At 51.0% G+C, this 23,947-nt stretch carries 17 protein-coding genes, 1 tRNA gene and 1 pseudogene; 5 read left to right on the forward strand and 14 right to left on the reverse strand.

Going from position 1 to position 23,947, the window contains the following annotated elements; genetic code table 11:
* Window positions 1–624 precede the first annotated feature (624 nt).
* Window positions 625–701, reverse strand: a tRNA-Arg gene (locus tag BN2684_RS11285).
* A gap of 233 nt (window positions 702–934) precedes the next feature.
* Window positions 935–1,942 carry a stalk domain-containing protein gene (locus BN2684_RS11290; RefSeq protein ID WP_058302249.1) on the reverse strand — a complete coding sequence of 336 codons (1,008 nt, stop codon included), beginning with the start codon at window positions 1,940–1,942 and terminating at the stop codon, window positions 935–937.
* A gap of 334 nt (window positions 1,943–2,276) precedes the next feature.
* On the opposite strand from BN2684_RS11290, the gene BN2684_RS24510 reads away from it, so the two are divergent.
* A complete protein-coding gene (locus tag BN2684_RS24510; protein ID WP_159065787.1) occupies window positions 2,277–2,450 on the forward strand; it encodes a hypothetical protein in 174 nt (57 codons plus the stop codon).
* 196 nt (window positions 2,451–2,646) lie between these two features.
* On the opposite strand, the gene BN2684_RS11295 is transcribed toward BN2684_RS24510, so the two are convergent.
* From BN2684_RS11295 to BN2684_RS11305, 3 genes are all read right to left on the reverse strand, one after another.
* Window positions 2,647–2,994: a hypothetical protein gene (locus BN2684_RS11295; protein ID WP_058302250.1), complete on the reverse strand. Its 348-nt coding sequence runs from the start codon at window positions 2,992–2,994 to the stop codon at window positions 2,647–2,649.
* 410 nt (window positions 2,995–3,404) lie between these two features.
* On the reverse strand, window positions 3,405–6,020 hold the full coding sequence (gene clpB, locus BN2684_RS11300; RefSeq protein ID WP_058302251.1) for an ATP-dependent chaperone ClpB: 2,616 nt from the start codon (window positions 6,018–6,020) through the stop codon (window positions 3,405–3,407).
* A 400-nt stretch (window positions 6,021–6,420) separates the two neighbouring features.
* On the reverse strand, window positions 6,421–7,179 hold the full coding sequence (locus BN2684_RS11305) for a DsbA family protein (RefSeq protein ID WP_058302252.1): 759 nt from the start codon (window positions 7,177–7,179) through the stop codon (window positions 6,421–6,423).
* Between the two features lie 202 nt (window positions 7,180–7,381).
* Between BN2684_RS11305 and BN2684_RS11310 the strand changes: the two genes are divergently transcribed.
* Window positions 7,382–7,582 (forward strand): hypothetical protein, encoded by a 201-nt coding sequence (locus BN2684_RS11310; protein WP_058302253.1) that lies wholly within the window; start codon window positions 7,382–7,384, stop codon window positions 7,580–7,582.
* Between the two features lie 129 nt (window positions 7,583–7,711).
* On the opposite strand, the gene BN2684_RS11315 is transcribed toward BN2684_RS11310, so the two are convergent.
* From BN2684_RS11315 to BN2684_RS11330, 4 genes are all read right to left on the reverse strand, one after another.
* A complete protein-coding gene (locus BN2684_RS11315; RefSeq protein WP_058302254.1) occupies window positions 7,712–9,955 on the reverse strand; it encodes an amylo-alpha-1,6-glucosidase in 2,244 nt (747 codons plus the stop codon).
* A 111-nt stretch (window positions 9,956–10,066) separates the two neighbouring features.
* A complete protein-coding gene (locus BN2684_RS11320; protein WP_392389008.1) occupies window positions 10,067–10,954 on the reverse strand; it encodes a carbohydrate ABC transporter permease in 888 nt (295 codons plus the stop codon).
* An 8-nt stretch (window positions 10,955–10,962) separates the two neighbouring features.
* On the reverse strand, window positions 10,963–11,853 hold the full coding sequence (locus BN2684_RS11325; RefSeq protein WP_058302255.1) for an ABC transporter permease: 891 nt from the start codon (window positions 11,851–11,853) through the stop codon (window positions 10,963–10,965).
* Window positions 11,854–11,874: 21 nt separating this feature from the next.
* Window positions 11,875–13,584 carry a type 2 periplasmic-binding domain-containing protein gene (locus BN2684_RS11330; protein ID WP_058302256.1) on the reverse strand — a complete coding sequence of 570 codons (1,710 nt, stop codon included), beginning with the start codon at window positions 13,582–13,584 and terminating at the stop codon, window positions 11,875–11,877.
* A gap of 265 nt (window positions 13,585–13,849) precedes the next feature.
* On the opposite strand from BN2684_RS11330, the gene BN2684_RS11335 reads away from it, so the two are divergent.
* From BN2684_RS11335 to asnB, 3 genes are all read left to right on the forward strand, one after another.
* Window positions 13,850–15,370 (forward strand): response regulator, encoded by a 1,521-nt coding sequence (locus tag BN2684_RS11335; protein ID WP_058302257.1) that lies wholly within the window; start codon window positions 13,850–13,852, stop codon window positions 15,368–15,370.
* 21 nt (window positions 15,371–15,391) lie between these two features.
* Complete coding sequence (locus BN2684_RS11340; protein ID WP_058302258.1) at window positions 15,392–17,092, forward strand: histidine kinase; 1,701 nt, start codon at window positions 15,392–15,394, stop codon at window positions 17,090–17,092.
* A gap of 143 nt (window positions 17,093–17,235) precedes the next feature.
* On the forward strand, window positions 17,236–19,080 hold the full coding sequence (asnB, locus tag BN2684_RS11345) for an asparagine synthase (glutamine-hydrolyzing) (protein WP_058302553.1): 1,845 nt from the start codon (window positions 17,236–17,238) through the stop codon (window positions 19,078–19,080).
* Between the two features lie 151 nt (window positions 19,081–19,231).
* Here asnB and BN2684_RS11350 read toward each other — a convergent pair whose 3' ends face one another.
* The 5 genes and pseudogenes from BN2684_RS11350 to BN2684_RS11365 form a co-directional block, all read right to left on the reverse strand.
* The gene (locus BN2684_RS11350; protein WP_058302259.1) at window positions 19,232–19,975 is read right to left on the reverse strand and encodes an ABC transporter permease; all 744 of its coding nucleotides are present in this window, start codon (window positions 19,973–19,975) and stop codon (window positions 19,232–19,234) included.
* Window positions 19,950–20,690 carry an ABC transporter ATP-binding protein gene (locus BN2684_RS11355; protein WP_058302260.1) on the reverse strand — a complete coding sequence of 247 codons (741 nt, stop codon included), beginning with the start codon at window positions 20,688–20,690 and terminating at the stop codon, window positions 19,950–19,952. Before BN2684_RS11355 ends, BN2684_RS11350 begins: the two co-directional genes overlap by 26 nt.
* 73 nt (window positions 20,691–20,763) lie before the next feature.
* Complete coding sequence (locus BN2684_RS11360) at window positions 20,764–21,294, reverse strand: MerR family transcriptional regulator (protein ID WP_234340232.1); 531 nt, start codon at window positions 21,292–21,294, stop codon at window positions 20,764–20,766.
* Window positions 21,295–21,360: 66 nt separating this feature from the next.
* Window positions 21,361–21,510, reverse strand: a pseudogene (locus tag BN2684_RS24950) (MerR family DNA-binding transcriptional regulator); the annotation flags it as partial.
* Window positions 21,511–22,479: 969 nt separating this feature from the next.
* Window positions 22,480–23,931, reverse strand: coding sequence for an FAD-dependent oxidoreductase (locus BN2684_RS11365; protein ID WP_234340219.1), 1,452 nt, complete (start codon window positions 23,929–23,931; stop codon window positions 22,480–22,482).
* Window positions 23,932–23,947 lie beyond the last annotated feature (16 nt).

The raw sequence follows: 23,947 nt of genomic DNA on the forward strand, positions 1-23,947 counted from the left end.
GACTTATACAGCTCAAAGCCTTGTGAAATCAGGGCTTTTTTCTATTTATTCCGGAAGATGGAATCCAATACCTCACTGCAGACTCAACTTGGTTCGTCACTACATGGTTATAACAATAAGCATGATGCCATGAGGTCTATCCTATGTATCGCCGCTAAAAAAAATCCCCATCACCTGAAGGCGTGGGGGAGAATCTTGCGTTCTGCCGAACTAGTAAGGATGCTCCATTCCCAACTTCTTGGGCTGAACTTCAACGCAACTTTATCTGTCTGCTATTCAAGGCCTCTTACCCAATTAGCAAACAGGGATCAGCAGAATAATCACTAACAAAATGAATAAAACCAGTACAAACGCGGACATCTTTCCAAAAGAACCGCCTGCAACATACCCCATGTCATCCCATCTCCCCACACAAATGATGATATAGGGTATGCACAAGGACGGCACTGTACTGGGTGTTTACACCGGGGCAATCATCTATTTTCCGTTCAGCAGCGGATCGCTGAGTGAAAGCCGATTCCTTGGTCGGAGAGTTGGTCAGCAAACAAACAGGGAGCCTACGAAAGGCTCCCTGTTTGTTTGCAAACTATATGTAGAGTTCAAGCATGATCCGTTTTATGGAAATGGCGTCCCAGGAGGGATTCGAACCCCCGACAACACGCTTAGAAGGCGTGTGCTCTATCCAACTGAGCTACTGGGACAATTTGATAATGGCTAATAAGTTGCGACGGGTGAAGCGTCTCAAACCCGTGCCTCAAGCTTAGGCATTTTGCTTCACTTGCCCGAACTAGACTTATACTAATGGAAACAGCCTAATGTGTCAAGCTTCCGTTTCGTTAAGCATTACTTCACCGATAATAAAAAACAAGTGGCTTGCGAGCCCAAAATCGACTCACAAGCCACTCACGAAAAATGATATTTCTATCGCATCATTTTAATTGCTTGAACCGATGCCGATCGTGTTCGTTTTCGAATCAAAGGTGATCGTAAAGCCAAGCTCTTGCGCGAGATCGCGAAGCTTGAAGTAGTTGTTTCCGCCAATGGTATAGGCGGTCAGTTTAATTTCCTCATCATCCAGGTAAACTTTAGCAGTCGATAAGGTTGCCTTCTTCGCTTTGAGATTGGCAGATACCGCCAACTCTCCTCCTACAGCGGTATAAGCTTCCCCCGATGTCAGACTAATGGCATTATGCTCGCCGTCCCAGCCCACTTCAAAGTTCTTATCGGTCCCGTTTACGGCCTTAGCAATGTCCCGAAGCTTAAAATAGGTGCTATTGTTAATGCTATAGGCTTCAAAAGAAACTTGCTTGCCGTTCACGAGAACCTTCGATACGGAAGGAGTGGCCGTTGCCGTTTCTAGCGGTTTTACAACAGGCGTCGTAGCCGGCTCAGTGGGCTTACTAGGCTCTGTGGGCGTAGTAGGTTCAGCGGGTTCTGAAGTCGATGCGCCTGTGCCAGCGGAAACGGTGTAAATGATTTTCGTGGTATTGTCCCCATTGCCAAAGCTAAATACGTAATAAAGGTCACAAGTATAGCCGCCGTATCTCTTGTTAAGCTTTACGGTTGCGGTTTTATTCGCCTCAAGTTCGCTTCCCATATATTCGGAACCATCGATTGTCCAAGTCAGAGCGCCGCCGTAGCTCCCATCAACCGTATAGTAGCTTACGACCGCACGCATTTTTTCCTTGGGAGTAAATTTGATTTCAGCGCCATCTTTTACGAGAACAATTTTATAGTTCTGTTCGGCAAGAATATCTCGAAACGTTTGGTTATCATCATAGTCTTCAAGTTCGATTTTTTTCGTCTGATTACCGGTTTCACCAGACAAGGAGTAGGTGTACTTCTCCGTGGGAACCGCTGAAGCAAATGCAGGAATTGCCGTGAATACTACCATGAAGACTGAAAGCATCAGAGCCAAGGAAACCGTAGTCCTTCTTTTCATATTACTACCTCCGACTGAATTAGTATGTAGTTCACACCCCCTCATAATAGGTTTGTCTCTTCCCCCAGTCTATGACATTTATCATCAAATCCCTCCAAAAGCCCTCCATCATTGGTCGTAATTTGTCGTAGTGAATACCTAAATCGTCCCAACCAACAATGGTTTTCTAGCATCGCTGGTAGTTCTTTCGCAACGGTAAGGCAGCATTGTTATTTACTGCACAACCCTCTAGGACCGAACAAGACGAATTGATTTCAGCGAGACCCTGTTAAAAAAAAACTCGTACTTGTCGAAATATAGGGTGTCACTCTAATTTCTGAAGGAGGTATTCTTGATGAACAAAGAACAAATTCAAGCGCTCATTGCCGAAGCAACGGAAGAAGTTTTTGAACAGAACGAGAAACGGTTTCAGAATCGAGAGTTAGTAACCGAAACGCTCAAGCTCTCCATAGAATTGTCGGCGCTGACGACGATCAAAATCTTAGAGAAGTTGGAAATCATCGAGTAATTGAAAGTACAATCACTTCCGGCTGCTCCTCGCGAGTGGCTTTTTTCATTTCACCCCGAATGATGTTCTCCTGCAAGCCTCTCCTCCAATTCCTACGGTCTATTAACGCCGTTCCTCCCTTTCATGTGCCGCACCTGGTTTATACGTGTTATTGGCTGAATAGTGGATTCACTCGGCACTGGGTAGCCCCAACGAATTAGACATCATCACCATTCATGAAATCATCTATCCTTTCATTTTGCTGTTGGATTTCACTGAACCTGTCAAACCTATTCATTAAATAATCGATGGTGACTTCATGATTTTGATCTATTTCTCCATCAAACAGTTTTACCCTTGCCGCTAATTTCGTCAGTCCATTTATTAGTTCCTTTAGTCTTTCATCCCCATCTTCATCTTTAAACAAAACCGTCTCTAAAATTGGGATATCGTGATCAATTCTATTTTTAATTTCAGAAAGTCCTAGGTTGGTTGTTTTTTTAATGATTGGCAAGTACTTGTTATGATTACTGTCCCGTTCCACTAACACAAGTATTTTTGTCATATTTACACCTCGCTAAAATTCATGATCAATTGCATATTTCGGCACTGGGTAGTCCCCACTATCTAACCTGGATATCTCATCATGCAAACTCGCAGGTAATTCTACCTACGCGCTTACATATATCTTTCGTCTACCCACCTGTTATAAGCAAAAGTCCCGCTAAATTCTCATGGTTTGATTATTCTACGAGAAGATAGCGAGACTCCCTTATTTTACTATTCGCTTCAATAATAATCCGTGTCAAATTTCGATCATTTTCAACACACCGAAGACACCGGCAATTGGTTGTTCATTGATCGCATCGACAGAAGCTTTGTTTGCCTCCAAAGGCTATCCTGCGGAAACGTAAACGCCCGGAGTCTGGACCGCTCTGCTCATCGCGCTTCCTTATTCGACATTACCGACTCGGCTTAGCTCTTCTCGATGTCCACGGTGAGTGCGCCGTCTTTCACTCCGACCAGCAAAGTCGAACCCTCTGCGGCTTCACCGGCAATCAACGCGCGGGCGACTCGGGTTTCTAAATGCCGCTGAATAAACCGTTTGAGCGGCCGTGCTCCATAGACCGGATCAAAGCCCTCTTCCGCGATAAAGCGGCGCGCGCTGTCTTCGAGGATGAGCCGGATCTGCCGGTCCGCAAGGCGGGCATCCAGCTGCTCCACAAGCTTGCCGACGATCTGTTCGATCTCATTCAAGCTAAGCGGCTTGAACATCACGATGTCATCGATGCGATTGAGCAATTCCGGCCGGAACCGCGCCTGAAGCTCGCGCATGACCAGCTCCCGCGATTCCTCCGGAATCTGCCCGGATGCATCGGCTCCTTGGATCAGGAAAGCGGAGCCGATGTTCGACGTCATGATGATGATCGTATTCTTGAAGTTGACGACGCGCCCTTGGGAATCGGTCAAACGACCGTCATCGAGCAGCTGCAGCAGGATGTTGAACACATCGGGATGAGCCTTCTCCACCTCATCCAGCAAGACAACCGAATAAGGCTGGCGGCGGACCGCCTCGGTCAATTGACCGCCTTCCTCGTACCCGATATATCCGGGAGGCGCACCGACCAGCCGGGATACACTGTGCTTCTCCATATACTCGGACATGTCGATGCGGATCATGTTCTCTTCGCGGTCGAAGAGGGCGGCGGACAGCGCTTTGGCCAGCTCCGTCTTGCCGACTCCGGTCGGTCCGAGGAACAGGAAGGACCCGATCGGTCGGTTCGGGTCTTTGATGCCTGCCCGAGCCCGGAGCACCGCATCCGCCACGAGGCTCACTGCCTCATCCTGGCCGATCACGCGCTCGTGAAGATGCTCATCCAGCTTCAGCAGCTTATCGCGTTCGCCTTCGACAAGGCGGCTGACCGGGATTCCCGTCCATTTGGAGACGATATCGGCAATCTCCTCCTCCGTCACGGCCTCGCGCAACAGCCGATTGTCCTGTTCCTGCTGGACGGCTTCCTCAGCTTGCTTCAGCTCCTTTTCCAGTCCGGGAATGATGCCATAACTCAGCTCTGCAGACTTTTCCAGATCATAACGATCTTCCGCGTCGGCCAGATTCTTGCGGGCCTGCTCCAGCCTTTGCTTGATGCCGCGAACACCCTGGATGGCGGATTTCTCCTTCTCCCAGCGGGCCTTCATGCCGAGATGCTTCTCCTTCAAGTCCGCCAGCTCCCGCTGCAGCGCCTCGAGGCGGCGCTTGCTCGCTTCGTCGGTCTCCTTCTTCAGCGCGGCCTCCTCGATCTCCATCTGCATCATCCGCCGCGTCACTTCATCCATCTCAGCCGGCATCGAGTCGATCTCCGTGCGGATCATCGCGCAGGCTTCGTCCACGAGATCGATCGCTTTATCCGGCAAGAAGCGGTCGGTGATGTAGCGGTTGGACAGTACGCCTGCGGCGACCAAGGCGTTGTCGTGAATCTTGACGCCGTGATGAACCTCGAAGCGTTCTTTCAGGCCGCGAAGAATGGAGATGGTATCCTCCACATCCGGCTCGACGACCAGCACCTGCTGGAACCGGCGCTCAAGAGCAGGGTCCTTCTCGATATAGGTGCGGTATTCATCGAGTGTCGTCGCCCCAATGCAGTGCAGTTCCCCACGAGCGAGCATCGGCTTCAGCATATTCCCGGCGTCCATCGCGCCTTCGGTTTTCCCGGCTCCGACGATGGTGTGAAGTTCGTCGATGAACAGGATGATGCGGCCGTCGCTCTCCCGTATCTCTTTCAATACGGCCTGCAGCCGTTCCTCAAACTCCCCGCGATACTTCGCCCCTGCCACAAGCGCGGACAGATCAAGCGAGAAGATCGTTTTGTCCTTCAAGCCCTCGGGCACGTCTCTCCTCACGATTCGGTGAGCCAGCCCTTCCACGATGGCGGTTTTCCCGACTCCAGGCTCACCAATCAGAACCGGATTGTTCTTCGTCTTGCGGGAGAGGATGCGGATGACGCGGCGAATTTCACTGTCGCGCCCGATGACCGGGTCCACCTTGCCGGCCCGAACCTCCGCGACCAGATCGCGCCCGTACTTTTCCAGCACCTCGTAGGTGGCTTCGGGCTCCCGGCTGGTCACTCGCTGATGGCCGCGAATGTCACCGAGTGCGGTCAACAGCTTGCGGCGAGTGATGCCTTGCTCAGCAAACAGATCATGCAGCTCCCGGTTGTCGACGGCCGACTCGCCAAGCATGGCGAGCACGGCATGCTCGACGGCGACGTACTCGTCGTTCATGTCCGCCGCTTCCTTCTCCGCCCGTTCAAGAACGCGGATCAGCGAAGCGGAGGCGTACCGGCGGACCGATTCCGCTCCGGAGCCATTCACTTGCGGCTTGCGACCGAGCAGTATATCGGTCTTACGAGCGGTTTCAGCCGGCGATACCTCCAACTTTTGCAGCAAGCGGGGAAGCAGCCCATCATTCTGAACGAGGAGAGCCTTGAGCAGATGAAGGCTGTCAATCTCCGGGTGTCCGCCCGATGCGGCGGCAGACTGAGCGGCAGCGACGGCTTCCTGAAGCTTTTGGGTGTATTTGTTGAAGTCCATATCCATTCCCTCCTGGGGTTTGCTCGTAATCGAGCTACCTTCTCATTCCTGCTCTTGCGGGAGTTCCGATCGATATCATTTGGGTATCAGCAAGCAGGATTATCCATCAGCCTCCCGATCATTTGACCTTGACTGACCTTTCGTATCCATTATAGAAGAATCATCCAGCTGAAACAAAGCCGCTTACAGGCGATTTCCAGCTTATTGTTGGCCAATTCGGCACAATCTTCTCGTCGAAGTTGGCTGGACAAGCCGTTTGACCTTTTTTGACTTTTATACGCATGCTTTTAGAATCGGTTCCGGCGACTTCGCGGAAAACAGGAACGCAATAAAGCCGAAGCCCTTCGGCTCCGGCCTGAATCCATTCGCTCTATCTATACATACTCCTACAGCTTCTCGATCACTTAGCCAATTCGGCCTCAACGGCTTCCGTAAGCCGTTCATAGGTTGTTCGGGTTTCCCCTTTTTGAGGCGCAGCCTGATGAACGCCATTTATGAAAAACTGCGGGGTTCCGTTAACTCCGAGGCTGCCGCCGACTTTGTAATCCAATTTCACGTCGAGCATGTACGTATCGTTCTTGAAATCCTCCGCGAACTTGTCATAATCGATCCCCGTCACATTCTTCTTGACGAAGTCGCTCAGGAAATCGCGGGTCGCCCAAATCGTCTCCTCGTCTCCTTGCTGCTCATACAGCTTGTCCGCGAATTGCCAGAAGGCCTCGTTGCTTTGATGGAAGAGCGCTTCGCCGGCGCTCGCTGCGAGGATGGAATCCCGGTCGATGAACGGATAATTCATGAAAAAGAACTGAACCTTGCCCGTATCGATGTACTTCTCCTTAAACAGCTTCATATCTCCGGTCGACCATTTCATGCAGGCCGGACACTTGAAATCCGCCACTTCCACAACCTTCACCTTCGCATCGGGACTGCCGAGAGAGGGTTGCTTGTCGTATTCGATCCCTTTCGAAGTGTCGATGTCTCCCCGAATCTGCGTCCAGTTGGGCATGTCCTTGAGGAGATCCGCTTGAGCCTGTTTGTCCTGCGATTCCGTATATCGGTTTAAAAAGATCAGCACCCCCAGAAGAACCACCAGTCCTCCCAGAAACAGCGGGATAAACCATTTTCCGTTCGTCGATGTCCGTTTTTGATTGCGGGCCACCCGCCCACTCCCCTTCCCATTCTTTTTCCATGTCCGATCATATCACGATTTGCTCCCGCCTAGCTAGCGATTCCGGTCCCGGTATCCCGTGAAATATTCCGACAGCTCGTCTCTAATTTGTGAATAATTCACCAAAATGGTTCTTTTTTTGTTTCGACTCCGCTAGAATAGGGTAAAACAAAGGTTATTTTGGAGGTCCGTCATGCATTCTTCTCCTCATCTGCTCGTAACCGATTCCGAGCTTTTTGCCGCCGCCCTTCTGGATTGGAAGGTTCTCGTCCTTCAGCACCGCAATCAGGTCACTCTCGTCTATCCCGGTATGGTAGAACGATTTGACCCGGATTGGGTGAGAGTAAACGGGATCGATTATTCTCGCAGAGACTGCGAATTTCATATTCTTTGATCCTGAATGGTAGATCTCCTTTCAGGCGAATCAGGCGAAAACAAGAAAACACCTCTTCTGTGAAGGGGAGTGAAGCTCAACCCTTCACTTTCCCCACGAAGAGGTGTCTTTCTATTTATTCGGAACGGCTCATCGGTTCATGACCGGGTGATTCTCCAACCCCAGCGGCTCAGCAAACTTCACATTCCGAAAGATCTGATCAGCCTTCATTTGCTGTTCGACACGCAAGGACACTTGGGCTGCAATCATCTCTTTGATAATGCTGCCCGTTTTATCGCTCAACGTAGCTATCACTACCTGTTCTGTCCGGGTGATCCGCAATTCGGAGTCCGATTCCACTTCCACTTGCAGGACCTCAAAAGGAGCCATATCAATCGTTACTGTAAGTTCCATCCCTTTAAAGCTGTATAGATACGTTTGTTCGGTTTCGGCTGCTTGATAGGTTACGTCGATCGTCCCATTTCCAACCTTCACACGAGCTTGTAAGTCCTCGATCTCCGCGGGAATTCGAGGAGCCAGCACGAGCGAACGATTGATCAAATCCGGGCGGATGCCGATAAAATATTGATACCACACGCGCAGCTGCTCGGCATTAGACCAGGCTTGCAGGTAAGCTCCCGTCAGCTTGGCCCAGGATTGGCCTTCCTGCGGGTAAGCATCCATATTCTCGCTCAGTCCGCCGACTACTCCCCGATTCAAGGCTTGCTCGTTCATATTCTTGAAAAGGGTATATGCCGTTTCTTCCTGTCCGGCTTCGATCATCCGCTGCATGGCGATCCCATTTAACCAAAGCCAAACCGCGCCATTGTGGTAGGCTTCATCCTTATGATACTGGCTGGTCAAGTGATAGGGATGGAAAAACGGATGCTTCCGATCCAAGGAAGCGACTCCCCAAGGATAAACGAGTTCTTCCCATGCCGTTCGAGTAGCCTTCCATTTAAAGAACTCATCATCGATCATATCCAAGGCAAACAGCTGATTCGGTCGTAGGGAGAATTCCGGCTCATCCTTCGCGTTCAGCCGGTCCGCTAGATAGGTATGCGCTTGATCCCGATAATCCTCATCGAAGTTCCGTTTGAGTTTGTCAGCAATATGGCTCCATTTCATCACGCTGTTCGTGTCGTTCATGTACTCGGCAAAGTAAACGCCGGCCCGGAGCTGATGGTACCACAGAGCTTGAATGTCATTCGCTCGGGTATCTCTGGGAGAGTAGGACTTGTGATTGGCATCGCGCGCGTCCATCCAGGTTTCGTTATCATCATGCATCAGGTAGCCCTTCTCATCCACCCAATGCTTAATAGAGCCTTCGATGCTGGCTTGCACCGCCGGATAAAGCTCGGTAATGATAGCCGTATCACCCGAATACTTGACGTAATCCTGCAATTGGATAATAAAGCGCGGGGTGCCGTCGGTTGTGTGATAGTCCACATTCTCCATAGCAAGAATATTGGGTACCCTGCCGAAGAATTTGGATGTTTCATCGGTATTCTGAAATTTGGCAAAGGACAGCAGGATCTGTTTAGCTGTTTCGAATTGCCCAGTGACCAATACGGCCCCTGGAAGAGCAATAAATTGGTCTCGTCCCCAATACTCATTGAACCAAGGCAGGCCGGCATAAATCCCGTCTCCCTGCTGTCTCGTTACCAATTGGTCCATGGTAAGGTTCAGCCAATTCAAAGCCAAGGGGAGTGAGTCGCTACTGCTGGTAATCGGTACATTCTCCTGCAAGAAACTCTCCATTCGCTTCACTCGCTCATTTTTCAGCGAGGTGATGTCTCGTCTCGAATCCCGAATCCATTGTCCCGCTTCAGCGGCCGTTTTGGCTACCGCAATATAAAAGCCGCCGGCAGCAGCATCGGCATATACAATGCGGTCCTTGCACTCTACCGGCTGATGGCTTGCCGCCCCTACAGCAATCACCCAATCGCCTTCGATTGAGCGAAAAAAAGCAATGCTTTCATGTAGGCTTAATGAGCGGAGCGCTTCTCCCTTCAGCTCGATCCCGATTGTTTCCTGAGCGCCCGAAAGACCAATCGCCAGCACATTTTTATAGTCAAGCATCCACAGCTCTTCCGTCATGCTTCCATGCACGCGCACCATTTTATAAGGATACACGCACACTTCAGCCTCTTGATTATCCAGCTTCCGATGATCTGCAAATAAAGTGTAGCCGCTAAAAATCCGATTTTTCGAGATGTTCAGCCCTTCAAAAAAGGCATGCTCCACATGATCGTTCAGATGGGATTGCGTATAGTAATACGCGGCTTCCTTATTCGTGAAGGAGATTGCCCGATTGTCCTCGCGCGGCACGAATACCTTCATTTCATCCAAAATCTCGGATTGCAGCTTGGCATAATGAGTGGATTGATTCACGATTGTATTCCTCCCAAAGCATCATTCATTATCCTCATTTAAGCATAAGGGGCTGCACAAAACGAGCATCGCGCAGCCCCCAAGCCGATAGATTTGGTTATCTCCTATCCATTACTCTTTCACAGAACCTACGACTATTCCTGTAACGAAATACTTTTGCATGAACGGGTAAATGAGGAGCAGCGGCAGCGTGGAGACAACAATTTTGGCTGCGTTCAGCGTCCGGTTCGAGATCTTGGAATATTCGATAAGCTTCTGAGGATCCGTAATATTCTGCAAATCTACGCTAAGCTGCTGGATATATGTCTGCAAAGGATAATTTGAAGCTTTGTTGATATAGACCAAAGCGCCGAAGTAGTCATTCCAATGTCCGACAATCGTGAACAGCATGACCGTAGCAAGGGTGGGCAGTACGACCGGCACGAAGATGGTGGAGAGGATTCTCCATTGCGAAGCGCCATCAATCGTCGCGGCTTCCTCTAACGATTTCGGTACGCCACGGAATGCATTCATCAATAAGATGACATTGCCGATCGGTACGGCTCCCGGAAGAATCAAGGCCCAGATGGAATCCAGAAGGTTAAGCTCTTTGACGACCATGAAGGTTGGGATGAGCCCGCCGGAGAACAGCATCGCGAATATCACGAGATTCATGTATACCTTCTGCGCCCGGAACTGCTTCGAGCTCTTGGACAACGGATAGGCGGCGAGAATCATCAGCGCCATGTTGACGAACAAGCCAAGAACAACCCGTTCCACCGAGATCAGGAAGGAGCGCCAAAACTGGCTATCCGATAACAGTTTGTCATAAGAGCTTAACGTAAAATGAACGGGATAAATGCTTACCATGTTCGCGGAAGCCGCTGCGTTGTCACTGAACGAAATCGCAACCAGATTCATCAAAGGAATGAGACAGGACAACGTGAGGGTGAGTACCAACACCCAGATGATGATGTCCGCAATTCGGCTCTTAATGGAATGATCGTGAATGGAAAACACCTTCTTTTTCAGAAAATCCGATAATCTGTCAATTTTTGAGCCAACTTATTGGCGGACAGAATGAGAACGATTCCGACAACCGACCGCAGGAGTCCTACTGCCGTTCCCAAGCTGTATTGCCTCTCGACCAGGCCCACTCGGTATACATAGGTGTCGATAATATCGGATGTTGCGTAAACCAAAGGATTATAAAGATTGAAAATCTGGTCAAACCCAGCGTTGAGCACATTGGGCAGATTTAAGGTTGTCACCAGCAGGATGGTTGGCATTAAGCCAGGGAGCGTGATATACCACAGCTGTTTGAATCGATTGGCCCCGTCGATGGAGGACGCCTCATAAAGCCCGGGATCAATTGACGTTAGTGAGGCCAAATAGATGATCGAGCCGTAGCCAAAGCCTTTCCATACATCGGTTAGTACCAGCATGGGTCTGAACCAGTCATTGCTGGCCATAAATAAAATCGGATCGAAGCCAAGCCATCCCAAAAAGGTGTTCACGGGACCTTCGAAAGAGAAGATGTTCATGACGACGGTAGCGAGTACGGCCCAGGACAGAAAATTCGGCAGGTAAACGACGGTCTGCATAAACTTCTTGGCCATGCGAACGCGAATTTCATTCAGCAGTAAAGCGAACACAATGGATACAAACGTCCCTACAATAATTTTCCAGACGGCAATAACCACCGTGTTGATTAAGATCTGCTTGCTGTCGGGAATTTGAAACATGAATTTGAAATTGTCTAATCCCACCCATGGCGATCCGCTGATGCCTTTAGCCGGAATGTATTTTTGGAACGCCATCGCAATGCCGAACATGGGGATGAACGTGAAGATAATCAAAAAGAGTAGGCTCGGCGCGAGCATGAGGTGGAAGGCAACCTGATCCTTCTTATTGTTCATCAAGAACCATCTCTTTCAGCATCATTTGGATGCGATTGCTTCGTTGACTTCCTTCGTGATTTCATCGCCGCCGGCTTTCTTCCAGCTGCTCACGAAGCTATCAAATGCATCCGGGGATTGCTCTCCCGTAATGATCTTCAAGTACATTTCCAGCTCCATCTTCGTCAAGGTCGGCCACTTCAACGCCATGGAGGGAGTCGTTCCGAAAAAGACAGGATTCACTTCCTTGATCTTGGAATTCTTGACCAAGTTGGCGGTCGTAATGCTTGAGGTATACCCAGCCCAGGAGAGCGAATCGGGCTTTTCTCCGTTCTTTAGGCTATCCAGGTATTTCTTGTACGAGACATAGGAATTTTTCTCGAAGCTGCTGAGCAGCTTGCTGCTGTCTCCGGTTTGGAGGGCTTCCTCCATAATCCCGACATTGCGATAGAAGGCGTCATAATAATCGATATTAATCGCAAGCGGGGTTCCCCCAACGCCTTTGCTGCTGTAGTCCTCGAATACCTTCAAGACGTCTGCGTCCTTTTCTTCATACCGCTGATAATCGAACTGAAGGCTAGCGATCTTGATTGCCGCTTCCGGATGCTCATACCCTTTTCGAACGACAAGGTAGCTGCTAGCCGGATTGCCGGTAAACATGGTGACGGAGCCGTCCTCCGATTGCGGAGCCACATAAGAAACCCACTTGGCATCCGGATTCAGTTTAAGCGTATCGGCCACCGTCCAGCTTCCCCACCAGTTGTCCATGAACGAGCCGCTCTTTCCGCTGGTAAGCAGAGCTTTTCGGTCGTCGGCGGTACGGACGGCAAACTGCCGGTCGATCAACCCTTTCTTGTACATATCCGCGATCTTAGTAAGAGCTGGCTTCATTTCGGGCTGCACCGACCCGTACACCGCCTTGCCTTTTTCATCCTTCATCCACTGCTTCGGGAATGCGTTATACAGAGCGAAGATATTGTTCACTTCATATTGACCGCCCGAGACACCGGCAATGTTCTCATTGTCGACAACCAGACCGACCGTTTTTCCGGCTCCGTTGCCACCGGGATCCTGTTTAATAAACTGGGTGATGATGTTCTCCACATCATCCATCGTTTTGGGCTCGGCGAGTCCCAATTTATCCATCCAGTCTTTTCGCAGCCACAGCACGCCGGGGCCATGAGAGATTTCGGTCGTCGGCAGCGCCATCAGCTTTCCGTCAAAAGTTGCGGCATCCAAAACCTGCCCGTTATAGGAGTCGTAGATCTCCTTGATTCGGTCGCTGGCACAATTCTTATAAACGTCTGTCAGATCCGCAATGAGATCATTCTCGTAGAGCTGCTGCAGAGTCGCTTTGTCGGGGACCACCATAATATCCGGAATCGTGCCGCCTACAATGGCCATCGAAACCTTCTGGTTATAGTCCGTGCCGTCATTCGCATCAAACGCCGCTTTTGCTTCCACGTTGAGCTTGTTTTTCAAATATCTCGTCCACACGTTATCGCTCGCATTGTCCTTCTCATACGGTGTTCCCGCAAGCTGAGAGAAGTTGGAGGCAATCTGTCCAACCGTGTAGGTAACGGTTTCAGGATACGCCACATAGGGCTTTGCCATGGCTTCCTTCCATGACGAATCATTTAAATTAGGACCGTCATCCTTGGCGCTTTCTTTGGAACTCGTACAGCCTGTAATGGAAACGGCTAAAGCTGCCATCAATAGAATGGAGCAGGACTTTGCTAGCTTAGAAGACATCCAAATTTCCCCCTTAACATGTAGGTAAGGCCCATGGTTCAGATTTACGGTTCCAAAGCGCCGGCTTGCTTTGAAAGCGCAATCAGTATGCTTCTCTATTGTAGGACTCTCTTCTTTTGATCGTAAATGCAAATATATTAAGCTTTGCACAAATATTTACCTCATTTGCGCAAAAACGTCCAGCTTGCACAATGAGCTCAGCGAAAACATGGTACAATAAAAAACTGTCAGGAATGGATTCTCATGCAAGGAGAGGGCGACTGTTGTGTTGACCATATTAATCGCAGATGACCAAAGAGAAGAGCGAGAAGGCATTGAATTTCTCATTCACGAATTAGGCTTTTCCCTCCAGATCGAGACCGCAGAAAACGGCCGTAAAGCTCTCGAGGTACTGGAACGGCAGTCTATTGACATCCTCTTCACGGATGTTCGAATGCCGATCATGGATGGCTTGCAGCTGACGATGAAGGCATTGGCCCTTCAGCCCGAATTGAAGGTCATTCTGTTTAGCGGCTTCGCCGAATTCGAATATGCAAAAAGAGCCATCTCTCTCGGCGTGTCTGATTATCTTCTAAAGCCGATCAATGTGGAAGCTTTTCAAACCATCATGCAAAAAGTAATGCTCCAACTCACCGAACAAAAACAGGAAACGATCGCATCACGGATTATACAAGGATATGTGAGAAAGCATGTGCTATTTCAACTGGTGAACGGCTTGGGGATCCCGACTTCTATGAAGGATGCCTCCTTGGAGCTTCCCGATCATTATCAAGGAATGATTTTACTAGAATTTGAGAAGAACTTTTTTGAAAATGCCGAACCGGAATTTGAGGATTTTATCTTGTCCATCGTAAAAGGCCCCGTTGATTATTTAAACTTAAACGGTTGTCAAAGCCTGCTGTTGTTCCCCAACCTTCAAACAAGCGCTTCTTGTTCGTCTCGGGAGCTAGGCATGATTATACACGACAAGATACTTGAAAAATATAGAGTAAATGGCTATCTCGCTGTCCATGAAGAGCCAACAAAGCCACAGGAGCTAAATGCCGCGGTGGTCCAATTGGATCAACTGATGGAATACCGATTTTTCACGCCGGATCATTACCTGTTTGATAAGACCACGGTCGGTTATGGTTCCGATGAGCTGCTGCCCGATTTATCGGATAACGATCTTATCCAGCAAATCAAGCTCAATTTGAAGGAACGGGACCTGTTCAGTCTTCGAGCAAATTCGGATCTGTTGTATCAAAAATACTCGAAGCAAGTTCAGTTCTCTCAATTGTACGTCAAGCATATGTTTGCCACCTTGTATCAGGAAATCTCATCGCATGCCGCCCCCCTATCCGAAAGCGAATGGCGCCGAGGAATCGAAACCATCTACCTGTCCGAAGAGCTGAAGGAAATCCACGAAATCATGATCACAGGGATTGCTCGTCTTGAACAGGAGCATAGCAATTCGGAATTCCTAAGTCGCGATATCGCCGCCGTAAAGCAATACATAGAGGATCATTATGGAGAGGATTTGAGTTTGGAGCTGCTTGCCGCCAAGGTGCATTTGTCCCCTCATTATTTGAGCTCCATTTTCAAGAAAAACACGGGTTGCGGCTTGAATAAGTACATTAAAAACGTTCGCATGAACAAAGCGAGAGACATGCTGGAGCAAACCCATCTTAAGGTTTCGGATATCTGCTATCAGGTCGGGTTTCAAAATGTATCTTATTTTTGCCAGAATTACCGAGATTTCTTCGGACAAACTCCTGAGAAATTCCGACAATTCCATCCGAAATAATCGCAGCCTGGGAGGAACAGCATGCAAGCGTGGCGGGCTTATCAACAGAAGATCGGCGACCTTCGATTTCAAACCAAAATCAAGCTTTCGTTTTTGCTGGTCAGTATGATTCCGGTTCTTGTTCTCGGGAGCTTTTGCTTCTTCGAAACCCGCTCCCTGTTAATGCAGCAGTCAAAAGCCGATTTAAAGGCCGCATTAAATCAAAGCGTGCAGACGGTGAACAACCAACTGGACGTTTATAATAAATTGATTAACTTTCTAAGCTTCAACCAGGAGATCGTGTATGCGTCCAACACCACGTATACCAGCGCTTATGATATGTACGATCAGTTAAATAACGTCATCGACCCGAGTTTTTTTACGGCTCGCTATTTCAATCCGGGTGTGGAACAAATCATTTTGTACACGGGAACCAATTTGCCGCAGCATGGAACCACCGTGATTCCGATCTCGGACGTAAAGGGAACCTCTTGGTACCCCCTTATCATGAAGTCGGTCGATATCCTATGGTTTACCGAAGATACCAGCCTTTTCAGTGTCCGTCGAATCCTCAGCACGAAACAAAGTGAACCCAAGGATAATATTTTATTGATGCATGTGGACTACCCTGGACTGTTCAAGACGTTTGAATCCCTTCACGCTCAGGGAGCGGAGATCGTTATCACCGACACAACCGGACATTTCATTTATACTTCGGAAGCCATGGAGAAAAAACGGACTCCTCCGGTTGGGGAGAAGACCTTCGATGATCTGCATGGAAAGGGAAAGAAATACACCGTGCTGGAATCGGCTATCCCGATTACGGGATGGAAGGTCTATTTGTTTAAGCCGACAAGATTGATCACGAATTCCGCATGGTGGATTGCTTTGACCGTCCTGCTGATGATTGCAGCCTGCATGATCGCCGTAGCTATCGCGGGCACCCTTTTTTCTCGTAAAATCATGCTGCCTATTCACCGCCTGCACAAAAACATGAAGGTCGTCGGAGAAGGAAATTTGGAAATCAAGGTTTTCAGCGAATCCAAGGATGAGATTGGAGACCTGATCAGAGGGTTTGGCTATATGGTGGAAAACACCAAGAATCTCATTGATACCATCTATGTGGGGGAGATTGCTCGCAAGGAAGCGGAGATGAAGGCTTTGCAGGCCCAGATTAATCCTCATTTTCTATACAACTCTCTCTCCCTCATCAATTGGAGAGCCATTCGAATTCATGCGACGGATATTAGCGAAATGGCGCAGCTCTTATCGACCTTCTACCGAACGACTCTCAATAAGAGCGAGAATCTGATTCTCGTTTCGGACGAAATCCTTAATGTGCAATCCTATACGACGATCCAGCTGATCATGCATAGCAACAGCTTCAAGGTGGACTACGAGATTGAAGAGTCCATTCTATCTTGCCGTATGCCCAATTTAATGCTTCAGCCCTTGATCGAGAATGCGATTATTCACGGAATCGAAAACCGGGAAGACGGTGGCGGATGCATCCAGCTCTCCGGCAAGAAAGAAGACAGATGCCTCGTTTTTCAGGTAACGGACAATGGAGTGGGGATCGAGCAAGAACGACTTGCCCTCCTGCTGAAATCTCAATCCAAAGGGTATGGACTGAAAAATGTGAATGATCGAGCTGTCTTAATGTACGGCGAGCCATACGGACTGACGATCATCAGCAGGATCGGACACGGAACACAGGTTCTGCTTACCATTCCCTATGAATAAGAATCGTGCCTCACGCCCGATGGGACAGACAAGTTTCGCCCAATTTCCGCATACGTTAAAGAGCAGAACCGCCGAGACGCCCGATTCGGAGGTTTACGGCTGTTTTCATGGAAAAATCAGCTTGGCGGAAAGGAATGAAGCTCATGTGCGGAATCACGGGATGGGTGGATTGGCAGCGCGATTTGACCCGGTTCCCTGACATCATGGCCGCGATGACGGAGACGCTGGCACCACGCGGTCCGGATGCCGACGGCGTTTGGATCAGTCCCCATTGCGCCTTCGGCCACCGGAGGCTCAGCGTCATGGACCCGGAGAACGGCGCGCAGCCGATGATCCGGCCGAAGGGCGACAAGGACTGCATCGTGGTTTATAACGGAGAGCTGTACAATGCGCCGGAGCTTAAGAGAGAGCTGGAGTCCCGGGGCCACCGCTTCCGCACCAATTGCGACACCGAAGTGCTGCTCCTCGCGTTCGTCGAATGGGGCAAAGCGTGCGTGGACCGATTCAACGGGATCTTCGCGTTTGCGATCTGGGATGAGGAGAACGAGGAGCTGTTTCTCGTTCGCGACCGGCTCGGCGTGAAGCCGCTTTTCTATGCGGATCGAGGCGACTTCTTCCTCTTTGGGTCCGAGCCGAAGGCCATCCTCGCTCACCCGGACTTTCCGGCGGAAGTCGACACGGAGGGCTTGGCGGAGGTATTCGCCATCGGACCGGCGCGAACGCCCGGCCACGGCGTCTATCGCGGGATGAATGAGCTGAAGCCGGGCCACTGCATGACGGTGAACCGGAACGGAATCACCCGCTCGGCCTACTGGAAGCTGGAGAGCCGCCCGCATGAGGATGACGTAGACGCGACAGCCGCCCGCATCCGCGAGCTTCTAAAGGATACCCTCGAGAGGCAGCTGCTCTCCGATGTGCCGGTCTGCACCCTCTTGTCCGGCGGGCTCGACTCCAGCGCCCTCACCTCCCTCGCCGTCTCTTATTACGAGAGTACAGGGCAGGGCATCGTGCCGACCTTCTCCGTCGATTATGTCGACAACGACAAGCACTTTCAGGCGAGTGCCTTCCAGCCGAACCCGGACGCTCCCTGGATCAAGCGAATTAGCGCGCATCTCGGCACCGATCATCACAATGTCGAATTCGATACTCCGGAGCTGGTGGAAGCTCTGAAGGCGGGTGTCTTCGCTCGCGACCTACCCGGCATGGCGGATGTGGACGGCTCACTCTTGCTCTTCTGCCGCGAGATCAAGAAACACGCCACGGTGGCCGTCTCCGGGGAAGCCGCCGACGAAATCTTCGGCGGCTATCCTTGGTTTCACCGGGAGGAAGCACTGAACGCGGGAACCTTTCCGTGGTCGCTCCAAATGGATACCCGCGTCTTCGTGTTGAACCCCGAGCTGGCAGCGGCCATCAACCCCCGCGAGTATGTGCTCGAGCGCTACCGGCAGGCGATCGAAGAAGTTCCCCGCCTCGCGGGAGAGGATGACAAGCAGAACCGGATGAGGGAAATGTCGTACCTGAACATCACCCGGTTCATGCCGACTCTGCTCGACCGCAAAGACCGAATGAGCATGGCGGCCGGCCTGGAGGTGCGGGTTCCGTACTGCGACCACCGCCTGGTCGACTATGTGTTCAACATCCCGTGGGAGATCAAGACGGCCGGCGAACGCGAGAAGGGCATCCTGCGCAAAGCCCTCACCGGCGTGCTGCCGGACGATGTGCTGTACCGCAAGAAGAGCCCTTATCCCAAGACCCACAACCCTTCGTACACAGCCGCCGTGAAAAAGTGGGTGCTGGAGATCCTGAGCGATGCTTCCTCGCCCCTCCTGCCCCTGATCGACGTGAAGCATGTGCGCTCCCTCGCCGAATCGTCCGACACGGCGATCCATATTCCCTGGTTCGGCCAGCTGATGAGCGGCCCGCAGCTCTTCGCCTATCTCGGCCAGATGGACACCTGGCTGCGCACCTACAAGGTCCGGATCGTCTGAGTACGGATTGGATTGCACCCAGAACTTCATAACTTGTCCGTCATCAACAAACGCCTGTGCAGACTGTTCCTGCACAGGCGTTTATCTCGTTCTGAGAGAAGGTCGCACCTATCCGACGACTGATGCGCGGCCCTTAATGATACCGTACCATTCACTCCCACTTGAAGAACTTGAGAGAAACGCCCGTGCAGATGGCAGCCAGAACCGCCATTCCAACGAGGGGCAGCAGGACGCCGTCTACCGGTAACCCGAGTGACGCTGCTTTTAAAAGCTTGATCCCCTGTGTCAGCGGCAGAACATCAACGCCTGTTTGAAGTGCCGGGGGCATGACCTCATAAGGCAGCGTTGCACCTGAAAAAATCAACATCGGAAAGTACAAGAGGCTCGCAATCACGCTTGCGATTTTGGTGTTCGGAGCAATTCCTCCCACCATGATCCCTATGCTGAACATGGACAGCATGACCAACAGGTAGCCGCCCAGGAAGTACAGCAGCGATCCGTGCAGGTGAAATCCAAAGAAAATCGTTGCAGTGAGAGTAAGCAGCAGTAAAGAGACTCCTGCATACAGCGCATAGATGACTACTTGCACCGATAAAATCATGACCGGGCGAACGGGCGTAACCTTGAAGCGCTTCAAGATTTTTTTGCTGCGATAGTCGGATACGACCAACGGCAGTCCCATAACCCCCCCGGCACAAATCGAAATGGTGGCAAGCGCGCCAAAGGATTGCTCCAAAAAGGTATAGCTTGCACCTTCGAATGCCGGCTTGTTTCCATAGATGATGCCGAGAAGGATCAAAACAACGAGGGGCATACCGATTGCAAATATGAGCATATCCATCCCCCTCAAGGATAGTTTCAGCTCGGTTTTAAGCATGGTGCGAAAAGGTTTCATCACCTTGTTCCTCCTCCGTGTACCAAAGGTAAGCCTCCTCAAAGGTTTCATAAGGACTTGCAGCGATGGCCTCGGCGACGGTTCCATAGAAAGCCGTCCGCCCGTGCTTCAAGATGCAGATGCCGTCGCACAGAGCCTCCACCTCGTCCATAAAGTGCGAGGTCAGCAGGATGGTCAGTCCCTTTGCTTTGAGATCGGAAAGGATTTTCCACACGTCCCGTCTCGCCTTTGCATCGAGCCCTGTAGTCAATTCATCCAAAAGCACTACCTCTGGACTCGGGATAAGAGCAAGCACGATAAACAGCCGTTGCCGTTGACCACCGGAAAGGTGCTTGACTGGGCTTTTGATCCTGTCAGCAATCCCAAATTGCTTTAACAGGTCAAGACCATTTGCCGGCTCTTGATAAAGCGACGCTGTAACCTCGCAAAGCTCGCCCACGGTAATGTTGTCTTGATAATTCGCTTCTTGAAATTGAACGCCTACCTTTTCGAACAGCCTCTTTCGCTCGGCTTGCGGATCCATTCCCAGAAGGGTTACAGTTCCGCCATCCGGCTTCTTCGTGCCTAACAAGCATTCCATCGTTGTGCTTTTCCCCGCGCCGTTTGCGCCGAGCAAACCGAACACCATCCCTCGCTCTACGTAGAGGGTTACGTTTTCTACGGCACGCAGCTCCCCGTAGCATTTGACAAGCCCCTCGACTCGAATTTCATTCATCCCAGATCTAACCTCCTTTTCCTCTGAAATAAAAAATACACCAGCAAGAAGGGCTGGTGGTAAAGTGGAGCGTTTAGGTAAATCTGATTTTCATAGCTTGCAGCATGAGGATCATCGTCTTTGCGTTGCTTTCAGCCGCTTGTAAGGAGCCGATCAGCCTGTCACACACGGATAGGATGTCTTGGTCCGGCTTTGGTGTATTTAATGCCTTTTCAATATTCGTGTTTGGATTTGAGGATAATTCCTTTAGCATGCGCAAAATCGCTTCAAGCGAGTAGTTTGCGCAACGCAGCGATCGAATGATTTTTAATCGCCGGATGTCCTCCTCGGTATAGACACGATACCCGTTTTCTCTCCGCTTGACCGATAACAACCCGTTCATTTCCCAATTTCTAAGGGCGTCCATCGAAACATCCAGAGCTTCGGATATCTCTTTCCTTTTCAGCGTCAACGTATTTTCTTGCGGACCGCTGCTGGACAAAAGCTGATGAACCATTTCTATCGCTTCTTCCGCATGGTTCTGTTCCTGTTGGACTTGCGCTAAATACTCGTTGGCGAGTAATAGCGCTTCATCAAAATCACCAGCCGCTGCCGTTTTGACCATGTCCACGGTCTTTTTCCGCAAGCCGTTTTGCAGCACTTCGATTTGAAAAGCAAGCCGGGCTAGCTTGAATTGCTCGATATGAAAATCCGTAAAAACCCGATAGCCATTCGCCTGACGGATCGGTTTCGGAATTAATCTCCATTCCTCATACAGTCGCACCGTGTTTGGATGGATTCCGATGAGTCTTGCAACTTCTGAAGTTTTATAGGTACTCATTCTGACCTGCCTCCAATCACTCTCAGAATACCATACGAGCCAAGTCTGGTGTTTTAATGGAGGGTTGGATGAAAAACAGGACTGGATCAGGATGCCGCCCTCATCATCGGTGACGCGACAGACAAGGCAGCGGACAGCGCTGACACGAGGAGTTAATCGATTGGGACTTCATCGACAAGGGGACGAACAAGGGGGTGGGGCACCCAACAACAGACAAGCGACAGAGCGGCAGAGATCAACCAATCGTGCATAACATGGGATTTCCTCTTTCATGCGACAGCTTATGGAGCTGCCCCTGGCATGGAAAGCTGCTCCTATTGGGATTGACCAAAGCGATGGGGGTCTTCAGCAGATGGGGATTGACCATAGGCGTTGGGGAGTACGCGCGGGGAACGGTTTTGATTACTTACCTTAGCGAGCTGCATTGACGAATTACACAGTGGATTTTTTCTAACGGAACCAGCAGCACTTACTTAGCCCAAAATAGCACCTTTATTAATGTAACGGAAATGGACGCAGTTATTTGATAATTTCGGAGCAAATAGTCGCGATTGCCCCCAAATAGCTGCGTGGAGCTCCGTTAGATTTTCAAACCCTACCTATCGATGAAAATAGCGTCCGTGGCAACCGTTAGACTTTCTCTCGCCTACCCTACCACGTGTTCGAAAAGGCTGCGGTCGATCACATAAGAGAGCGAATCAAGCTGTTCAACCTCCCCCCGCTTGAATCGCTTCTCATTTTACACCGAAAAATTATCAAGGGCCGTACCCAGCAGGTTTTCACCTCCTTGGAGTACGGCCCTTGTGGATAAAGCGGAACAACCCAGCTGCTTGGTTCTGCCTCATATGGTTGTTCCAGATAGTTACCCTCACGGATGAGCTCAAACGCAAGAGCCAAGGATAGCCAAGAATAGCCAAGGATAGCCAAGCTTCACCTGTTCGGGCTGACTATGGCCCGAGACGCCGTCCGCTACCGGCCAGCCGGCTCCGCTGCTTGCACATCGGGCAGATAGGCGCCCTCTTCTTGCAGACGGCTGCGCAGCTGCTGCACGTCGACGGCGTGGACATCATGGTCCGGCAGCTTCGCCGCCAGCGCCGCCGCAAGGCCTGCCGCTTCGCCCATCGCCAGGCAGACCGGCATCACCCGCACGCTGCCGAGAACTCTCCGCTCGCACGAAACGGAGCGCCCGGCCACAAGCACGTTACGCAGCGAGCGCGGGGTGAGGCAGCGGTACGGAATGCCATGGGATTCGCCCGGGCCATAGTGCCGGATATGCAGCGTAGCCCGGTCGGAATGCTTCTCCATCTCCTCCGTACCGTGGACGTCGATGAAATAGCTGTTGCGGCAGATTTCATCGGCAAAGCTGCGGCGCTCGACGTAGTCCTCCACCGTCAAAACATAATCGCCGATGATCCGTCGCGACTCTCGCGTTCCCATCAGCGTCCCCGTGCTGGCCACATAGGAAGCCCCAAAGGACGCCGGCTGAGTTTCAGCCAGCGCGTCGCGGTACTGTTCGGCCATCCTTCTGCCTTGGATCAAGGCCTGCGATACCGAATGAGGATCGGTATTATTGATCTTCCACAGATGGCCGGCATTGAAGCCGACCGCTCGCGGCGCGATCAGATTATTGCATAGATGCGAATCCGGGATCAGCGGGAACTTGCCCGAACGCAGAATCTCATAGATCGGGCTCTGCGGGTTATCGCCGTGCAGAACCGGGCCATTCAAATACGAATACTCATCAACGTTGCCGAGCACGAAGCAGTGGGTGGCCGGCTGCAAATCACCAGTTACTTCGTCGCCCATCTGGTACTCCGCACCGGCCCAAGATGCCACATCGCCATCGCCTGTGCAGTCCACATAGACATCGGCCCGATAAGCCTGCAGACCGCCCTTGTTCAGAACGATCAGCGCTTCTACACTCCCGCTTCCATCCGTGTCTACACCCGCCAGAGACGTTTGGAAGAGAACGTCCGAACCCGCGTCCGTGACCAAGTCGTCGTAGATCCGCTTCAGCTTCTCCGGATCGATCGGCACCCAATCGACATCCTCTTTCTTGACATGGGGCATGACCGCCTTCAACGAATCGAATACCCGAAGGGCAAGCCCCTGATAGATGACTCTCTCCTTGTCCGAAAAAGGACACCAAGCTGGAATGAGGCCATTCGTCCCCATTCCTCCGAGGCTGCCGGTGGCTTCGATCAGAAGCGTCCGCGCCCCTTCCCGAGCCGCTGCGGCAGCGGCCGTGCAGCCGGCAGGTCCTCCCCCGACGACGATGACTTCATAGGAATCGTGAAGCGGGATCTCTTTGGTTTTCATGGCGTAGCTGCTCATGGGCAACCGTTCCTTCCTCTTGCCGAGTGTAGACTTCCAAGGCATGCGACGGCAGCCGTCCATGCCTTGGAAGCTCGTTATTCGCATTCCTGTCCTGATGTCG

Source organism: Gorillibacterium timonense (assembly GCF_001457415.1).
In the GTDB taxonomy this organism is placed as follows: Bacteria; Bacillota; Bacilli; order Paenibacillales; family NBRC-103111; genus Gorillibacterium; species Gorillibacterium timonense.

Bases quoted from the DNA above. Each gene is read 5' to 3' on its own strand.
- BN2684_RS11290 (WP_058302249.1), bottom strand. From the start codon at position 1,942: ATGAAAAGAAGGACTACGGTTTCCTTGGCTCTGATGCTTTCAGTCTTC.
- BN2684_RS24510 (WP_159065787.1), top strand. From the start codon at position 2,277: ATGAACAAAGAACAAATTCAAGCGCTCATTGCCGAAGCAACGGAAGAA.
- BN2684_RS11295 (WP_058302250.1), bottom strand. From the start codon at position 2,994: ATGACAAAAATACTTGTGTTAGTGGAACGGGACAGTAATCATAACAAG.
- clpB (WP_058302251.1), bottom strand. From the start codon at position 6,020: ATGGACTTCAACAAATACACCCAAAAGCTTCAGGAAGCCGTCGCTGCC.
- BN2684_RS11310 (WP_058302253.1), top strand. From the start codon at position 7,382: ATGCATTCTTCTCCTCATCTGCTCGTAACCGATTCCGAGCTTTTTGCC.
- BN2684_RS11325 (WP_058302255.1), bottom strand. From the start codon at position 11,853: ATGAACAATAAGAAGGATCAGGTTGCCTTCCACCTCATGCTCGCGCCG.
- BN2684_RS11330 (WP_058302256.1), bottom strand. From the start codon at position 13,584: ATGTCTTCTAAGCTAGCAAAGTCCTGCTCCATTCTATTGATGGCAGCT.
- BN2684_RS11340 (WP_058302258.1), top strand. From the start codon at position 15,392: ATGCAAGCGTGGCGGGCTTATCAACAGAAGATCGGCGACCTTCGATTT.
- asnB (WP_058302553.1), top strand. From the start codon at position 17,236: ATGTGCGGAATCACGGGATGGGTGGATTGGCAGCGCGATTTGACCCGG.
- BN2684_RS11350 (WP_058302259.1), bottom strand. From the start codon at position 19,975: ATGAAACCTTTTCGCACCATGCTTAAAACCGAGCTGAAACTATCCTTG.
- BN2684_RS11355 (WP_058302260.1), bottom strand. From the start codon at position 20,690: ATGAATGAAATTCGAGTCGAGGGGCTTGTCAAATGCTACGGGGAGCTG.
- BN2684_RS11360 (WP_234340232.1), bottom strand. From the start codon at position 21,294: ATGGTCAAAACGGCAGCGGCTGGTGATTTTGATGAAGCGCTATTACTC.
- BN2684_RS11365 (WP_234340219.1), bottom strand. From the start codon at position 23,931: ATGCGAATAACGAGCTTCCAAGGCATGGACGGCTGCCGTCGCATGCCT.